Annotated in this window: 14 protein-coding genes; 11 read left to right on the top strand and 3 right to left on the bottom strand. The window is 46.3% G+C overall.

What is annotated here, in order from left to right; all coding sequences use genetic code 11:
* Positions 1 to 5: 5 nt before the first annotated feature.
* On the bottom strand, positions 6 to 452 hold the full coding sequence (locus AC5W14_RS11810) for an Lrp/AsnC family transcriptional regulator (RefSeq protein ID WP_496194502.1): 447 nt from the start codon (positions 450 to 452) through the stop codon (positions 6 to 8).
* Between the two features lie 159 nt (positions 453 to 611).
* Between AC5W14_RS11810 and AC5W14_RS11805 the strand changes: the two genes are divergently transcribed.
* From AC5W14_RS11805 to AC5W14_RS11790, 4 genes are all read left to right on the top strand, one after another.
* Entirely contained in the window at positions 612 to 1,160 is a 549-nt protein-coding gene (locus tag AC5W14_RS11805) for a chromate transporter (RefSeq protein WP_496057553.1), read from the top strand.
* Positions 1,160 to 1,693: a chromate transporter gene (locus tag AC5W14_RS11800; RefSeq protein ID WP_496058208.1), complete on the top strand. Its 534-nt coding sequence runs from the start codon at positions 1,160 to 1,162 to the stop codon at positions 1,691 to 1,693. Before AC5W14_RS11805 ends, AC5W14_RS11800 begins: the two co-directional genes overlap by 1 nt.
* A gap of 219 nt (positions 1,694 to 1,912) precedes the next feature.
* Complete coding sequence (locus AC5W14_RS11795) at positions 1,913 to 2,596, top strand: response regulator transcription factor (RefSeq protein ID WP_496057552.1); 684 nt, start codon at positions 1,913 to 1,915, stop codon at positions 2,594 to 2,596.
* Entirely contained in the window at positions 2,589 to 4,010 is a 1,422-nt protein-coding gene (locus tag AC5W14_RS11790; protein ID WP_496194501.1) for a HAMP domain-containing sensor histidine kinase, read from the top strand. Before AC5W14_RS11795 ends, AC5W14_RS11790 begins: the two co-directional genes overlap by 8 nt.
* Positions 4,011 to 4,105: 95 nt before the next feature.
* Here AC5W14_RS11790 and AC5W14_RS11785 read toward each other — a convergent pair whose 3' ends face one another.
* Positions 4,106 to 5,617 (bottom strand): UDP-N-acetylmuramoyl-L-alanyl-D-glutamate--2,6-diaminopimelate ligase, encoded by a 1,512-nt coding sequence (locus tag AC5W14_RS11785; protein WP_496194500.1) that lies wholly within the window; start codon positions 5,615 to 5,617, stop codon positions 4,106 to 4,108.
* 494 nt (positions 5,618 to 6,111) lie between these two features.
* Positions 6,112 to 7,170 (bottom strand): FUSC family protein, encoded by a 1,059-nt coding sequence (locus AC5W14_RS11780; protein WP_496057549.1) that lies wholly within the window; start codon positions 7,168 to 7,170, stop codon positions 6,112 to 6,114.
* A 164-nt stretch (positions 7,171 to 7,334) separates the two neighbouring features.
* On the opposite strand from AC5W14_RS11780, the gene AC5W14_RS11775 reads away from it, so the two are divergent.
* The 7 genes from AC5W14_RS11775 (at position 7,335) to AC5W14_RS11745 (ending at position 16,240) form a co-directional block, all read left to right on the top strand.
* The gene (locus AC5W14_RS11775; RefSeq protein ID WP_496194499.1) at positions 7,335 to 8,351 is read left to right on the top strand and encodes a zinc-binding alcohol dehydrogenase family protein; all 1,017 of its coding nucleotides are present in this window, start codon (positions 7,335 to 7,337) and stop codon (positions 8,349 to 8,351) included.
* A 170-nt stretch (positions 8,352 to 8,521) separates the two neighbouring features.
* On the top strand, positions 8,522 to 9,901 hold the full coding sequence (locus tag AC5W14_RS11770; RefSeq protein ID WP_496194498.1) for an FAD-dependent oxidoreductase: 1,380 nt from the start codon (positions 8,522 to 8,524) through the stop codon (positions 9,899 to 9,901).
* Between the two features lie 195 nt (positions 9,902 to 10,096).
* Positions 10,097 to 11,107 (top strand): zinc-binding alcohol dehydrogenase family protein, encoded by a 1,011-nt coding sequence (locus AC5W14_RS11765; protein WP_496194497.1) that lies wholly within the window; start codon positions 10,097 to 10,099, stop codon positions 11,105 to 11,107.
* Between the two features lie 16 nt (positions 11,108 to 11,123).
* Positions 11,124 to 12,062, top strand: coding sequence for an NADP-dependent oxidoreductase (locus AC5W14_RS11760; RefSeq protein WP_496057545.1), 939 nt, complete (start codon positions 11,124 to 11,126; stop codon positions 12,060 to 12,062).
* A 29-nt stretch (positions 12,063 to 12,091) separates the two neighbouring features.
* Positions 12,092 to 12,535, top strand: coding sequence for a hypothetical protein (locus AC5W14_RS11755; protein ID WP_496194496.1), 444 nt, complete (start codon positions 12,092 to 12,094; stop codon positions 12,533 to 12,535).
* 146 nt (positions 12,536 to 12,681) lie between these two features.
* Complete coding sequence (locus AC5W14_RS11750) at positions 12,682 to 14,412, top strand: ABC transporter ATP-binding protein (protein ID WP_496194495.1); 1,731 nt, start codon at positions 12,682 to 12,684, stop codon at positions 14,410 to 14,412.
* A complete protein-coding gene (locus AC5W14_RS11745) occupies positions 14,405 to 16,240 on the top strand; it encodes an ABC transporter ATP-binding protein (RefSeq protein WP_496194494.1) in 1,836 nt (611 codons plus the stop codon). The genes AC5W14_RS11750 and AC5W14_RS11745 overlap by 8 nt, the downstream gene beginning before the upstream one ends.
* The last annotated feature ends 19 nt before the right edge of the window (positions 16,241 to 16,259 follow it).

Below are 16,259 nucleotides of genomic sequence, written 5' to 3'. Positions count from 1 at the left end.
CGCTTTTAAAGCTTCAGGCCGGCTCTGCTTTTGAATCGTCTTAAAAGGATATGGCTTTCCACGCGGGTGATGCCTTCGAGTGCATAGAGCTCTTCGTTTATAAATAATTCGAGCCGTTTAAAATCGTCGACGAGTACATGCATGTGCAGGGTGCTTGGCCCGGTCATTTGGTAACAGCTGGCAACATTTGGGTTGTCTACGAGCGTTTCTGCTACTTCCACGAGCGATGCGGGTTCACAGTCCACTTCAAAAAAAGCTGAGACCGTTTTTCCGATTTTTTCCGAATTGACTACTACGCTGAACCGTTCGATAATGCCTTTTTCTTTTAGCTGCTGGACCCGGTCTCTTACGGACACACGCGAAATATTTAAACGTCTGCCAATTTCCACATAGGACATGCGGCCGTCTTCGACTAAACAATCAATGATTCCCTGATCTAATTTGTCGAGCATGAGAACACTCCTTCTTTTTGCATACTATTATTGTTCATTTTAACATAAAGTAAATAAATAATATAAAAATCAAACAAAAAGAAGTTATGATTGGATAGAATACAGCCGTTAGTTATTCTGTGTTAAGATAATGAAAACAAAAGTAAGGGAGGTAGTTATATGCAGTGGCGGATATTTTTAGCTTTTTTTCGTGTAGGGATGCTTGGGTACGGCGGCGGCCCGGCCTCTATTCCTTTAGTACATAAAGAGGTAGTCGAGCATTATAAATGGATGACCGATGAAGAATTCGGGGATGTGCTTGCGCTTGGCAATACGCTGCCGGGACCGATCGTGACAAAGCTTGCCGGTTACATCGGCTATAAAAAGGGCGGAGCACTTGGCGCCGTGAATGGGGTTATCGCTATTGTAGGACCGACTGCTGTGTTGATGATTGCCCTGTTTGCTGTATTGGCCAACTTTCAGGATGCTGCCTGGGTGAACGGCATTACAAATGGGGTACTTCCGGTCGTTACCGTCATGATGGGCGTGCTTACGTGGAGCTTTATTCAAAAATCCACGAAAGACCTGGGCTGGGTGCGGGTGTTGTTTTTTATTCTATTCGGCCTGCTTATTATTAGTGTCCTTAATGTTCATCCTGCAATCGTTATCATTCTTTTGATTGCTGCAGCCTTGTTTCAAAAGGATAAAAAGAAGGAGGGGACCGCGTGATCATTTACTGGGAAATCTTTGTAGCTTTTTTTCTGCCGGGTATTCTTGGATATGGCGGCGGGCCGGCTTCGATTCCGCTGATTCAATATGAAGTTGTAGAGCGGTATGGATGGATGAGCGTAGGAGAATTCAGTGAAGTGCTTGCCATCGGAAATGCGCTGCCGGGACCTATTGCCACAAAAATGGCGGCTTATATCGGTTATGAAGCAGGAGGCGTGTTCGGGGCCGCTGTAGCTCTATTTGCAACGATTGCACCTTCACTTATTTTAATGCTGCTTCTAATGGGGCTGCTGTACGCGTACCGGCAGTCACCGAAAGTGAAAAGGCTGACAACCTATGTACGGCCGATTATCGCTGTGCTGCTCGGTATTTTGACATTTCAGTTTCTGGAAAGTGCGCTGGACGGAGCCGGTACGGTGCAGACTATTCTTTTAATTATAGGCAGCTACCTGCTGATGGAGAAGTGGAAAGTGCATCCCGCTTTCGTTATCATTCTTTCTATTTTGTACGGTATTTTATTTCTGGGCAGCTAAAAATATAAATCTTTTTTTATTCGACATACACCGGACACATTAAGCCTTTATATTATATTCATACCCCCTTTTAAATAATATATAAGAGAGAGTCTCCGAACGCCATCGGAGGCTCTCTCTTTATATCTGCGTTCATTTAAAGAAAATTTTGATTTTACCCCGTTTATTTTTTACGTGTATAAAAAAGTTGGTATACTGGAAAAAAGTGAGGGGACCTATATGGAAAAAATACTTATAGTAGAAGACGAAGCTTCGATCAGCCAAGTATTAAAAGCCTACCTGCAAAAAGCCGGGTTCGAAACCGAACAGGTTTATCATGGGGATGAGGCCGTAAAAGCTTTTGATCATAAACGACCGGATCTGGCTCTGGTTGATGTGATGCTTCCGGGTCGTGACGGCTGGGAGATTCTTAAACATATAAGAGAAAAAAGCGCCTGTCCTGTGATTATGCTGACGGCACTGGGAGATATGGATTACCGCTTGAAGGGACTCGATGAAGGGGCGGATGATTACATACCAAAGCCGTTTGACGGAAAAGAAGTAGTAGCCCGTGTGAAAGCCGTTCTCAGGCGCTCAGGCACCACGTTGTCTGAAGAAGACGTTCAGCATTTCGGGAGCCTGACGGTCTATACGAAAGCACACCGCGTTACATTAAATGGGGTGGATATAACGTTTTCCCCGCGGGATTTATCGTTATTTTTATTTTTGGCCGATCATCCGAATCAAACGATGGAACGCGAGCAGATTATCTACCACGTATGGGGCATGGATTATGAAGGCAGCGACCGGGCCGTCGACCTTTCTATTAAAAGAATCCGCCAATCCTTAAAACACTGGCCTTCTTCAGAAGGAGAAATAAAGACACTGCGGGGATTGGGGTATCAGTTCTGTGTTTATGAATAAAAACCGGAAAGTGTCCATTCTCCGCTACTGGACGACTCTCTATTTACTGACCCTGCTAATCGGACTGCTTATTATTGCAGCGCTTTCTTTATTCTGGATCCGCCAGACGACCGTAGATCACCGGCTTAACGTAACGCAGCTGGTAGCTCAGGAAATGGCAGACCGTGTGGCGACCGAGGGGGACGAAAGCGGGACACTCCCGAGGGAGGAAGTCCCTGATTTTTTTCAGGACAGGCAGAGCGTACTTAATATTGAAACCAACCCGCTTATTTATATTGTAGATAACAACGGGGATTCGATTACCAGCAACGCTATCCGGGGATTTGAACCGGAGCTTGCTTTTCCCGCCAGCGTTCTTGAAAAAGAGGATTCGATCCAGCGGTTAAATATTGATATGATAGGAAACTCTTTTTTAGTAAAAGCACCGATTATTCAAGATGGCACGAATATCGGCTGGGTCGTTATTATTCAGCCGGTAAATGAAGTGGCTCAGTTAAATCAGGAATACGGCCTGGTAGCTATTATGGTTGTAGCGCTCGCTCTATTGGGCTGGCTGACCATATATATTCTATCACGCAGGCTGTCTTACCCTGTAAAGCGGGTCTCGGGTGCCGCGAAGCTCGTAAAGGAACAGAATTACAACTTTACGCTGCCGGAAAATATCCGGGAAAAAGAAATCCATGACCTGGTCGATTCTTTTAAAGAAATGTCTGCCAGGCTGCAGCGCCTCGAAAAGCTGCGGACAGAACTGCTGGCAGGGGTGACTCATGAGTTGAAAACCCCGGTTACTTCCATCAGCGGCCTTCTGCAGGCTGTAAAAGATGACGTAGTAACGGATGAAGAAGCTGTGGAATTCATTGATATTTCATTGAAAGAAACAGAACGGATGAAAACGATGGTGGCAGATCTTCTCGCTTTTAATACTTTTAGTGCCAATGGCGTCAACGTGGTAATGGAAGAAAGAGAGATGGGGGCTCTGGTACAGGAGGTCATCCATCAATGGAATATTACAAACAAAGAGAGCCGGACAACACTTCAATTAGATGTGCCGAAGGAGAATATATACGTTCAGATTGACTCTGCCAGGCTTCAGCAGATTATGATTAACCTGCTGAATAACGCGCAGCAGTCCTTTGGACCGGAAGTGGAAGGTACGATTCACGTAAATGTGAAACAAGAAAACGGGCAGGCCTATATTGAAGTAACAGACAGCGGCAAAGGAATAGAAGAAAAAGAGAAAGAATATATTTTCGAACGGTTTTTCCGTGGAGAAAATAAAAAATATGAGACACATGGACTTGGCCTTGGGCTTGCTTTCAGCTTGATGATTGCCCAAAGTTTAAATGGAGATTTGATGCTGAAAAGCAGCCGGCCGGGGGAAACTATTTTTGTGCTGCGTTTTCCAACTGAATAAGATATAACAAAAAAATCTGCATTAGTATGTACAAAAGGACGGTCCAGTTTTTATGGACCGTCCTTTTGTATAGATGAAAAAATAAGAACATTTATTCATGAGCTTGAGACAATGTTTTGAGCTTTCTCTTTGTCGAAGAAGTCCTGAATAACCTGCAGTTCATCGTAAGGAACCTGCTCGCCATTGACATGCTGATAACCGCCGAAGCCTAAGCCGGTTATCAGTACGAGATCCCCTTCTTCTGAAAGCGAAAGGGAGCGGTGAATCGCATGTTCGCGGAGGGGCTCTTTGTAAACATTCGCAGCATGAGGGTCGCTGAAGCCGGATACTACATCATCAGCTACTTTTTCCCGGTCTGTAAAGCCGGGGTGATCAACGCTGACCACAAAAGCATCTGCTTTTCCCTCCGCGGCCTTTGCCATTTTAGGTCTTTTTAGAGGATCTCTTAGACCAATGCCGGTCAACATTAGGATAAGCCTGCGGTGTTTAAGCTTCTTAGCGGCTTCTATAACAAGTTCAAGTGCATCCGGGGTGTGGGCATAATCGAGAATTATTTTGTAGCGCGGGTAATGATCGATTATCTGGAACCGTCCTTCCGGGCCTTCAATGAAAGGAAGCTGGGCAATAATCTGCTCTTCTTCCATTCCTAAGTGCATACAGGCGCAGACAGAGGACAGCAGATTGGAAATATTGTAAGCACCAAAAACAGGAACATGAATGTCATACCGGTTGTTCCCGGTCACTACTGTCAACGATGTACCGGTTTCATTTGGTACAATATGCTCGGCATAGACATCAGCTTTCTTTTCGATGCTGTATGTTAGCAGCGGACCTTTAAATACAGCAAGAATATCATCAGCCATGCCCTCGTCATCAAGGTTTACTACAGCTTGTTTGGACTGTTTGAACAATTTAAGCTTGGACTGCTTATATTGATTCATCGTGTTGTGAAAATCAAGATGCTCGGGTGACAGGTTGGTATGAATACCGACATCAAACATAATACCGTGAAGACGCTGTTGTTCGATAGCAATAGACGTTGCTTCAAGTGAAACCGCTTTTGCCCCATTTTGGTATATTCTTTCAAATATCGCGTGCAGATCAGGTGACTCCGGCGTTGTAGGTGTGTTCTGCTTGAAAGTGAGTTTGCTCTGATGGTCCCACATACCTGCTGTTCCCATAATGCCGGTAGGTACGGCTAAACGGTTAAGAAGAGTACGTGTATAGGCAGTTACAGTCGTTTTTCCATTTGTACCTGTAACGCCTATTGTTTTCAAGGAATGATGAACAAAATTATGGAAAAATATTGAAAATTCTGCCATTGCAACTTTCGAATCAGCTACGTGCAAAAACGTAACTGATGGATAAATATTAGTTAATTTTTCCAAGAATGATCCGTTTGAACCGACAATTATCGATGCGCCATTGTTGATGGCTTCCCGTGCATACTCATGTCCGTCCGCCTGAGAGCCGATAATACAAAAGAAGGCAGAATTTGTTTCAGCCTCTGAAGAGTTGTAGCACAGGGAGTCGACCTCCGTCTGTTCTGGTCCCCATATAGACGTAATGGATAGGTGCTGCTGTGCAGTAGTTAGTGAGAAAAACATAGTCACGACTCCTTTTATGAATTAACGTGCCTTTTAAGCACTTTCCTGGTGTATAAATAACGTATACGAAAATAAAGAGCGATCGGATCACTTATTATGTATAAATTGTTTTTACTATACTGAATACCCTGTCCTGCACCTGTAAAAACGTTTTAGAAAGGTTATACAAAAAAACAGGACGTTAGACCGACACACGCTCAACATAAACCAGCTTTTCTAAGTATAAACGCTATCCCTTTAATAATCCAATGATTAAAAGTAAGGATTTTCGGCCTGTTGGATAAACTTTTCTCACATAAAGTTTACAAAAGAACGGGACTCAGGTATAAAAAGAACATACTGATACGATAAGGATAAGAAAATACCCGCTCATTTATCTGGAAAAGCCGTTCTTGTCTCGATTGTTTTTCTGCGGCTGGCCCGGATATCTATTTGTATATAGTAAAAAGCAGCAGTCCATTCGGGAAAAGGAGGCTGCTGCGAAGTAATGTCTATTAGGAGAAGGTGGACGTATCCAGGTCATACTGCTTGTGAATCTGTTCCAGCTCTTCGAGTACATCATGGATGGAAAGCAGTACATACAAAATAATAACTTCCCCGGAAAAGTGATGGTGGTAGGCGGATTCGTTTGTTTCCGGCCATTCGAGCTGCACCTGGCGGAACGTCCGGTCCAGCTGTTCGATAATCGTATAGTGCGCCGCTGGTATGTTTCTGCTTTTCTGCTCGAGGACGTTGGCAATCGAGTGTACGGCCCGGTTGACAACTTCCTGTTTTTCCGGAAATAGAGTAAATTCATCGTCTTTAACCATAAATAAACTGTGCGTATGGTAAATAATCCGTTCGAGCGCATAGAGCTGCTCTTTTTGATACGTGAAAAACATCATGTCCCGGTCGCTGTAACGGTGGTATTTCCATTCTTTTTTCTGATGGGAAATCAGTTCAATGGAAGCACTCAGCTGCCTCTGCATATCAGAAAAACGTTTTCTGGTGTAATTTTTAGATTCGCTGCTTTCAACAATTTCAGCTGTTTTCTCAAGGAGAAGCCGCCCGGACTGCGAAAACAGCACTTCATTTTTCTCGGCGACCATTCTTGAAAAGTGGGGTGGGAGAATCATAAGATTAACAATCGTGGAAACACTGATTCCAATAAGCGTTGTGCCGGCCCGTTGAATAAATTCAATGAGATATGGCGCTTCTGCGACAGGTATCATTAATACAGCTGTAAGAGTAGCAACAAGAATTCCGGCTTCGAGGCGGAGCTTATAGCATATGTAAATGGTCAGTACAGCAGCCAGAGTAAATGCAAGAGCCGTCTGGCCGAATAAAAACAAAGAACCAAGCGACAGCGCGGTACCGATTAAAGTAGCGGGAAAGCGCTGCAGTCCTTTTTGAACGCTGTCAGCCGCGGTTGGTTCCAACGTGACTATGGCCGCAATAACAGCAAAAGCCGGCGGGAGGTCAAAGAGCCGGCAGATAAGAACAGTGAAAAAAACGGCAAGTGCTGTTTTTATCATCCGCTCCCCTCGTATTTTGGAAACCCATTTTTTTATCATTGTAAAACGCCTTCCTGCACGAATATCTTTTTTCAGTATAAAGGAAAAAAATAAAGATGTCCCGTCGCTTTAAGGAAAACGGTTTCGGAATGTTCTTAAGTAAGGTACTCTAAAACATAAGAAAAGAATTGTTCCAGCAAATTTACTTAGATGGAGGGACAGCTATGAAAGCAGTAGGTTTTTATCAATATCTTCCTATAGAAGAAAAAGACAGTTTTCTAAATGTGGAGGTGCCGGACCCGGTACCGGGGACCCATGATCTGGTTGTACGTATAAAAGCAGTTTCCATAAATCCTGTAGACGCAAAAACACGAATGTCGAAAGGACCGGACGTTAAAGAAGAGGAGCCGCAGATTATTGGATGGGATGCATCAGGTGTCGTAGAAGCTGTCGGAGAGCACTGCCAGATTTTTAAGCCGGGCGATGAAGTGTTCTACGCCGGAGATAAGTCACGGTCCGGAGCCTATGGAGAAAAACATATAGTGGATGAGCGTATCGTCGGCAAAAAGCCAAGGCAGCTCAGTTTTGCCGAAAGTGCGGCCGTTCCGCTTACTGCAATCACTGCCTGGGAAGGCATGTTCACCCGGCTTGGCATTGATTCGGAGAAAGACCAGTATAAGTCCATCTTAATTATCGGCGGAGCAGGCGGAGTCGGATCCATTGCGATCCAGCTGGCCAAATGGGCCGGAATGCAGGTTATTGCGACTGCTTCCAGGCCGGAATCAGTAGAGTGGTGCAGAAAAATGGGCGCGGATGAGGTCATCAATCATCGGGAGCCGCTTCTGCCCCAGCTGGAAGCCCTCGATTTGGAAAGTGTGCCTTATATTTTCTGCCTGAATGATACCGCCTATCATTGGAAGAACATGGTGGACTCGATCGCGCCGCAGGGGAAAATATGCTCTATCGTTGGAACGAAGGAAGCGCTCGACCTTTCCCAGCTTCAGCATAAAAGCGTAACGTTTGCCTGGGAGTATATGTTCACCAGGCCGATGCATCAGACAGACGATATGATTGCCCAGCACCGGCTCCTTACAGAAGTCAGCGAACTTCTCGATAAAGAAGCCCTGCAGACCACGTTGACAGAAACGCTGTCTCCGCTGAAGGCTGATACAGTGAAAGAAGCGCATAAGAAAATAGAGTCTGGAAAAATGATCGGAAAGCTTGTTATAGAAGTACAGTAAAAGGGGACCGCGGCATTGATTATGCTGCGGTTTTTTCTATGTGTGAACTTTATGTGAAAACATTCACAAATGCTTGCAGAACAAATAAAGGCGTACTATACTAAGGTTACAAATAAATGTGAATAAATTCACAATCGCATGTGAAAACATTCACAACAGGAGGAACTACAATGAAAATAGCAGTTATTGGCTGCACCCATGCGGGTACGGCAGCCATTACCAATATGATCGAAATGTATCCGGAAGCCGACATTCATGTATTCGAGAAAAATGATAATATATCCTTTCTATCCTGCGGCATCGCTTTATACGTTGGTGGAGTGGTGAATGACCCGGACGGATTATTTTATGCCTCTCCTAAAGGAATGGAAGACCTCGGTGTTCATATGCATCTTGAGCATGAAGTGCTCGACACGGATACCATAAATAAAACGCTGCTGGCCAAAAACCTGCAGACAAACGAAACAACAGAATATCAGTTTGATAAGCTTGTAATTACGACAGGATCATGGCCGATCACCCCGTCGATTCCGGGCCGGGAGCTGGATAACATTATGCTCTGCAAAAACTTCAATCATGCCCGGCATATTATTAAACAAGCAGAGTATGCAGAGCATATTACAATCGTTGGGGCCGGATATATTGGTATTGAGCTCGTGGAAGCATTTGAAGAAGCCGGCAAAAAGGTTACTCTGATTGACGGGGAAACGAGAATTTTAAATAAATACCTTGATCCGGAATTTACTGCCCCGGTACAGGAGTCTTTGGACGCACGCGGCGTAAATATGGTGCTCGGGGAAACGGTCCGCGAATTCAAAGGAGAAGAAGGAACGGTCCGGAAAGTAGTAACGACGAACGGAGAATACGAGACGGATATGGTTGTTATGTGCATCGGCTTTCGTCCCAACACGGATTTATTCCGCGGGGAAGTGGACATGCTCGACAATGGGGCAATTATTGTAGATAAGTATATGCAGACAAGCCAGCCGGATGTGTTTGCGGCAGGAGACTGCTGCACTGTTCCGTATAACCCAACCGGGGGCAATGCGTACATTCCGCTTGCTACAAATGCCGTCCGTATGGGAACGCTTGTCGCGCACAACCTGGAAGGTCCTGTGCTGGCACATCCCGGTACTCAGGGAACTTCCGGTTTAAAGATCTATGAGCACCAAATGGCATCCACCGGAATGACAGAGATGGCAGCCAGACAGGCTGGCTTCCATACCGGAGCGGCAGTAGTGGAAGATGATTACCGGCCGGCGTTTATGCCCGATAACGCAGTGATTAAGCTGAAAATCGTGTATGACATGGAAACGCACCGGCTGCTTGGCGCCCAGGTTATTTCCGAAGCAGACTTTACCCAGTCCATTAATACGCTGAGCGTGGCTGTTCAGCAGCAGATGACAGTAGAGCAGCTTGCAATGAATGACTTCTTTTTCCAGCCCCATTTTAACAAGCCCTGGAACTATTTAAATATGGCGGGTCTGCAGGCGATGAAAGATCTAAAGACGCAGGCATCCTTCCAAAAAACGGCGCAGGCCGCATTATAAGCACCTGTATTAAAATAAAGATAAAAAAGCACGGCTTCCGGCCGTGCTTTTATTTATGTCTAAATAAAGGCAGTATAAAAATTCATACTGTAAAGAATAGTCATTAAGGTTTCAACGTCCAGGAAAAAAGGTAAATTATTTAAGATGAACGAATGAAACAAATTGGAAATGCGCACAAGAGAAAGGATGTACATCATGAATGCAGTTGGATTTTTTGAATCTCTTCCTATCAATAACGATGATAGCTTACAAAATATAACAAAAGATAAACCGAAAGCCGAGGATCATGATATCCTCGTACGAATAAAAGCAGTATCTGTTAATCCGGTGGACACCAAAGTCAGAATGTCAAATGAAGAAAAAACCAGAGAGGCACAGGTACTTGGTTTTGATGCGGCTGGTATAGTGGAAGAAGTAGGCGAACGCTGCCAGCTTTTTAAACCGGGCGATGAAGTATATTACGCTGGAGATGTGAGCAGGCCCGGCACTAACAGCGAATTTCATCTGGTGGATGAACGAATTGTCGGCAGAAAGCCGAAAAGCCTAAGCTTTGCAGAGAGTGCGGCGATGCCTCTTACAACGCTTACGGCCTGGGAAGGCCTGTTTGAACGGATGGGCATCTCAAGTGAAACAGATAAGCGCCAGCCGGTACTGATTCTTGGAGGGGCCGGCGGTGTAGGTTCTGTAGCCATCCAGCTGGCCAAGCTTGCCGGACTGGAAGTGATCGCTACTGCTTCCCGGCAGCCATCCGCAGACTGGTGCAGAGAATTAGGCGCAGATCACATCATTAATCATAAAGAAGAGCTGCTTCCACAGCTCCAGCAGGCAGGTTTTCCGGACGTACCTTATATTTTCTGCCTGAACGATACAGCCGGTCATTGGGAAAGCATGGCAGAAATTGTGAGTCCGCAGGGAGTGATCTGCTCGATTGTGGAAACAGAAGAAAAGCTTGACCTTACACTGCTTCAGCATAAAAGCGCAGCTTTTGTCTGGGAGTTTATGTTTACGCGCTCCTCTTATATGACAGATGATGTACGGGAGCAGCACCGTATTTTAAACGAAGCTGGTGAAATGATGGATAAAGGAGTGCTTCGCTCGACCCTGTCGGAAACCCTTTCTCCTATAGACGCTGAACAAATCAGAGAAGGCCACCAAAAAGTAGAATCAGGAAGAATGATTGGAAAAGTAGTGATAGCAGAAGACTAGAAGGAGGGTGCAGGACATGAAAGCCATCGTAATTGAGCAGTATGGAAGTGAAAATGAATTTAAAGAAGTAGAGATGGATAGACCGGTGCCTAAAGCCGATCAGGTATTAATTGAAGTAAAAGCGGCTTCTGTCAATCCAATTGATTGGAAAGTAAGAGAAGGATATTTAAAAGACAGGCTTCCTCTTCGATTTCCAGTCATTTTAGGATGGGACGCAGCCGGAGTGATTGTGGAGACAGGAAGCGGCGTATCTGCTTTCAAAAAAGGCGATGCCGTGTTTGCGAAGACAGAAATGAATGAAAATGGAGCGTACGCAGATTATACGTGCATAGAAGAAGAAAAGCTGGCTAAAATTCCGGAGCGGCTGAGTTTCTCGGAAGCCGCTTCTGTACCGCTTGCCTGCCTTACCGCATGGCAGGTGCTGAATGATGTGGCGGATGTACAGGATGGCGATAACGTATTAATTCTCGGTGGAGCCGGGGGCGTAGGAAGCTTTGCCGTGCAGATTGCCAAGCATAAAGGCGCGTATGTAGCCGCGACGGCCGGCGGGGAAAACCAGGGATTTTTAAAATCAATAGGGGCAGACCGTCCCATTGATTACAAAAAGGATAACCCGGCTGACCTGCTCAATGAGGTGGATTTAATATTTGATCTTGTAGGCGGTCCGACAGCAGAAAAGGCCCTTCCTGCTTTAAAAGAAGGCGGGATGATTGTTTCTGTGATAGGAAATCCGGATACGGAAGCCGCCCGGAACAGAAACATCCGCACCGCGTATCATTCTATTCAAGCCAGCGGAAAACAGCTGCAGGAAATTGCCGCACTGCTTCAGCTTGATATGATTGTTCCGGTCGTAACAGAAGTGCTGCCGCTGACCGCTGAGGGAGTAAAACAGGCTCATCAGTCCAGTCAGGACGGTCATGTCCGCGGCAAGCTCGTCCTCAACAACCAGAAGTAAATTGTGTTACCACAACTAGGAGGGATTCCATGTTTGGACTAGATAAGAACAAAAACGCAGAAGGTGTTATTGCATGCAGTTTTCCGTTTGTTAAACCAAAAGCAAAAAAAGAAATGGACGGGCAGGTTCGGGTAAATTATGTCCCTGTTGAGGTCCGCATTGGAGAAGATTACACCATAGATGAAGATGCCAGCCTGGAAGTGTATTTTTCGGAAGACGATGACCAAAAATCAATTGAAGATATGATTGAAGTGCTGTCCACCTGCGTGTACAACAGCATTATTAAACAAATGTATGTAAACGAAGAGCTTCCGGCGCAGGAGCATATTAAGTTTTTTGAAAAGCATACAGACAATACAATCGATACGAAAAAGGTCGTCAATGAAATAAAAATGTCATGGAACGAAGCAGAACAATGTTACGGTCCCGAGGGTGAAGTAGAAAAAAAGGTACGCGAAGACATGATGAAATAAGCATGAACCAGGCAGAATCCGTATCGCGGGTTCTGCCTTTTTTACGAAGAAATAAACCGCAGGTCTCTGCTTTTGAGGGATGCGAACGGGTATGGTAAAATACTTAGACACTCGAAGAGAATAAACAACAGAAGGGAGGAAGAAAAGTGCGCAGGATCCTGACGTTTTTAAAGCCTTATAAAATAGGCGTGGCCATTGCTTTATTTGTCATGCTTGTGGAATTGTCCGTGGAGCTGCTGCAGCCGTTTATTATAGCCAGGATTATTGACGAAGGCGTCATGCAGGAAGATCTGGGAGTCGTCTTTCAACTCGGGGCGCTTCTCGTCGGGATGTCCATGGTCGCTTTTGCGGGCGGGATTATCAGTTCTTTTTACGCCGCTCATATCAGCCAGAGCGCGGGCCTTGATATTCGAAGCCGCGTGTACCATAAAGTCCAGGCCTTTTCTTTCTCCCACTTTGCAGCTTTTCAGACATCAACGCTTTTAACGAGAATGACCAATGACGTTACTTCCATCCAGCAGACGATCTTTATGAGCCTGCGCTTTTTTCTTCGTGCCCCGCTTCTTGTAGCGGGAAGTGTCGTCATGGCGCTGGTCGTAAACTGGCAGCTGGGACTGCTTTTTTTAATTACGGTTCCGATCATTCTGGGATTTCTTTTCTGGGTAATGAAGCGGGCGGACAAGATGTTCCGTTCGGTCCAGGCGAAGCTTGATACCGTAAACCGGGTGATGCAGGATAACCTGTCCCGTATCCGCCTGATCCGTGTCTTTTTAAGACAGAATGTCGAAAAAGGCCATTTCACCAAATCCGCTGAAGACCTGCGTTTTCAAACCGTATCGGCGCTGCGGATGGCTGAATTGACGATGCCGGTCATTCTGCTGATTATGAATGCCACCATTATCGGTGTCCTCTGGTTTGGAAATATGCAGGTTCAGGCCGGCGGAGCGACTACCGGAGAAATTGTCGCTTTAGTTAACTACGCGACAAGAATGACGGGCGCTCTTTCCATTTTCGGCTGGATCATTATGATGGTATCCAGAGCAAGAGCCTCTTCGGTGCGGATTGGGGAAGTACTCGATACCGAAACGAAGCCTTTTGCGGATACGAAACGAACGTCAGCTCCTGCTGCCGTCAGCGGAAGGCTTACTTTTGAAAATGTCTGGTTTCATTATCCGGAGACAGCGGTTCCCGTTCTTGAAGATGTGAATTTTGACATAAAAGCCGGTGAGAGGATAGCGATTCTCGGCGCCACCGGTTCCGGCAAAACGTCTTTGTTTCAGCTGATTCCGAAGCTGTATGAAGCTGATTCCGGCACGATACGCCTGGACGGCAAAGACATCCGTGAGATAGACACGGCCGATCTGCGCCAGCACGTCGGCTACGTCCCGCAGGAGCCGTTTTTATTTACCGGCACGATGAGGGAAAACATCGAGTGGGGCAAAGAAAATGCCACCGATGAAGAAATCGAAACAGCGGCAAAGCGGGCCCAGATTCACGAGATGATCGCAGATCTGCCGGATGGATATCAAACGCGGGTCGGGCAGAAAGGCGTCAATTTATCAGGAGGTCAGAAACAGCGGGTTTCAATTGCGCGGGCATTTGTCCGGGAGCCGGCGATCCTCCTGCTGGACGACAGCACAAGCGCACTTGATGCGGGTACGGAAAAAAAGCTCGTCGGAGCGCTTCAGGAATATGCCTGTACGACGCTGCTTATTACGCAGAAAATCAGTACAGCCATGAATGCAGACAGGGTGTTTCTGCTGGAGGATGGCACCATCTCCGCGCAGGGGACGCACAAAGAACTGTTACAGGAATCCGAACTGTACCGTAAAATCACAGAGTCGCAGCTTGGAAAGGGGTCGGTGTCTTATGTTTAAGCAGGTAAAGGACCCGTTTACCTACTCCAGGAAAAAGCTCGGAGCCATGTACGAGGAATATGCCCCGCGGGCCGACCGCCCCAAAGTGCAGAACTGGCGGCAGACACTCAAAAGATTATGGTCCTACTTAACGTATAAAAAGTGGAAGCTGGTCGTTATTATTATAATGATTGCCTTAAGCTCCGCTCTGGCCCTGCTCGGGCCGCTTCTTGTCGGAATCGGTATTGACCGGTTCATAGTTTCGCAGGATGCCTCAGTCGTGGGCGTGTTTCTACTGACGCTTGCTGTTGTTTACATTCTGCATTCCGTCACGGTGCTGATTCAGCAGTTTATGATGATAAGCGTGGCGCAGGAGGCCGTGTTTCAAATGAGACAGGATCTGTTTCACCATCTGCATGATCTGCCGATTCCATTTTTTGATAATAGGCAGCACGGGGATTTAATGAGCCGTGTGACCAATGACATGGATAATATCAGCACGACGCTGAACAGTTCCATTATACAAGTGTTTACGAGCCTGTTGACGTTGATCGGCACGCTCGTCGTTATGATCTGGCTTAGTCCGCTGTTGACGGTTATTACGCTTACCATTGTTCCATTAATGGCACTCGGACTGAAGTGGATTACAAAACGCACACGGATTTTATTTAAAGCGCAGCAGCGCCGGCTCGGTGACCTTAATGGATATATTCAGGAAACAATGTCCGGCCAGCGTATGATCAAGTCTTTTTCCCAGGAACCGAGAGTGCTGGAGGAATTTCATCATAAAAGTACGGAGTTAAAGCAGGCCGGCTTTTGGGCACAGACGATTTCCGGATTCATTCCGAAGCTGATGAACACGCTGAACAATGTCAGTTTTGCGCTTATAGCCGGTGCCGGCGGTTTCCTGGCTGTACAGGGTGTTATTACGATAGGGGTTATCGTCGTGTTCGTCGAATATGCGCGCCAATTTACGCGTCCGCTGAGTGACCTGGCCAACCAGTTTAATACGATTTTGTCTGCGCTTGCCGGCGCAGAACGGGTGTTTGATATTATGGATGAAGAAAAAGAGGAAGAACCGGCAGGAGAATCGCCGTGGAAGACGATCCGGGGAGAAGTAGCCTTTTCTCATGTCAGCTTTGCCTATAACAAAGAAAGCGGCCAGACGATCAAAGATATCAGCCTGCAGGCGCGGCCGGGGGAAACGGTAGCGTTTGTCGGGCCGACCGGAGCAGGGAAAACGACCCTTATCCAGCTGCTTTCCCGTTTTTATGAACCGGGGCAGGGGCAGATTACGCTGGATGGAGTCGATATTAACAAAGCCTCCCGGATTCACCTCAGGCAGCAGATGGGGTTTGTACTTCAGGAAGCTTTCTTGTTTCAGGGATCGCTTCGGGACAATATCCGCTACGGTCGTCTTGATGCCACCGATGAAGAGGTGGAAAAAGCCGCAAGAGAAGCGAATGCCCACAGCTTTATTCAGCGGCTTCCGAATCAGTACGACACGATTCTGCAGCAGGACGGAGCTGGAATCAGCCAGGGGCAGAAACAGCTGATTTCGATTGCACGGGCGCTGCTGGCTGATCCAAAAATTCTCGTGCTTGATGAGGCAACGAGCAATGTGGATACTATTACAGAAGTAAAAATCCAGGAAGCACTGGAGCGTCTGTTGAAAGGCAGAACAAGTTTCGTGATTGCCCACCGGCTGAATACGATCCAGCAGGCAGACCAGATTATTGTTCTTCAGGACGGGTCCATCGCCGAAAAAGGGTCACACGAAGAGCTGATGAAACAAAAAGGTTTTTACCAGAAGCTGCAGGCTAGTCAAATGGAACATTATGTAAGCTGAAAACCCGGAAGCGCATATA

The organism is Sinobaca sp. TMA16-18 (genome assembly GCF_059510535.1).
This window is presented reverse-complemented; position numbering and strand designations above follow the sequence as displayed.

Bases quoted from the DNA above. Each gene is read 5' to 3' on its own strand.
- AC5W14_RS11790 (WP_496194501.1), top strand. From the start codon at position 2,589: ATGAATAAAAACCGGAAAGTGTCCATTCTCCGCTACTGGACGACTCTC.
- AC5W14_RS11770 (WP_496194498.1), top strand. From the start codon at position 8,522: ATGAAAATAGCAGTTATTGGCTGCACCCATGCGGGTACGGCAGCCATT.
- AC5W14_RS11765 (WP_496194497.1), top strand. From the start codon at position 10,097: ATGAATGCAGTTGGATTTTTTGAATCTCTTCCTATCAATAACGATGAT.
- AC5W14_RS11795 (WP_496057552.1), top strand. From the start codon at position 1,913: ATGGAAAAAATACTTATAGTAGAAGACGAAGCTTCGATCAGCCAAGTA.
- AC5W14_RS11755 (WP_496194496.1), top strand. From the start codon at position 12,092: ATGTTTGGACTAGATAAGAACAAAAACGCAGAAGGTGTTATTGCATGC.
- AC5W14_RS11745 (WP_496194494.1), top strand. From the start codon at position 14,405: ATGTTTAAGCAGGTAAAGGACCCGTTTACCTACTCCAGGAAAAAGCTC.
- AC5W14_RS11780 (WP_496057549.1), bottom strand. From the start codon at position 7,170: ATGATAAAAAAATGGGTTTCCAAAATACGAGGGGAGCGGATGATAAAA.
- AC5W14_RS11810 (WP_496194502.1), bottom strand. From the start codon at position 452: ATGCTCGACAAATTAGATCAGGGAATCATTGATTGTTTAGTCGAAGAC.
- AC5W14_RS11805 (WP_496057553.1), top strand. From the start codon at position 612: ATGCAGTGGCGGATATTTTTAGCTTTTTTTCGTGTAGGGATGCTTGGG.
- AC5W14_RS11775 (WP_496194499.1), top strand. From the start codon at position 7,335: ATGAAAGCAGTAGGTTTTTATCAATATCTTCCTATAGAAGAAAAAGAC.
- AC5W14_RS11785 (WP_496194500.1), bottom strand. From the start codon at position 5,617: ATGTTTTTCTCACTAACTACTGCACAGCAGCACCTATCCATTACGTCT.
- AC5W14_RS11760 (WP_496057545.1), top strand. From the start codon at position 11,124: ATGAAAGCCATCGTAATTGAGCAGTATGGAAGTGAAAATGAATTTAAA.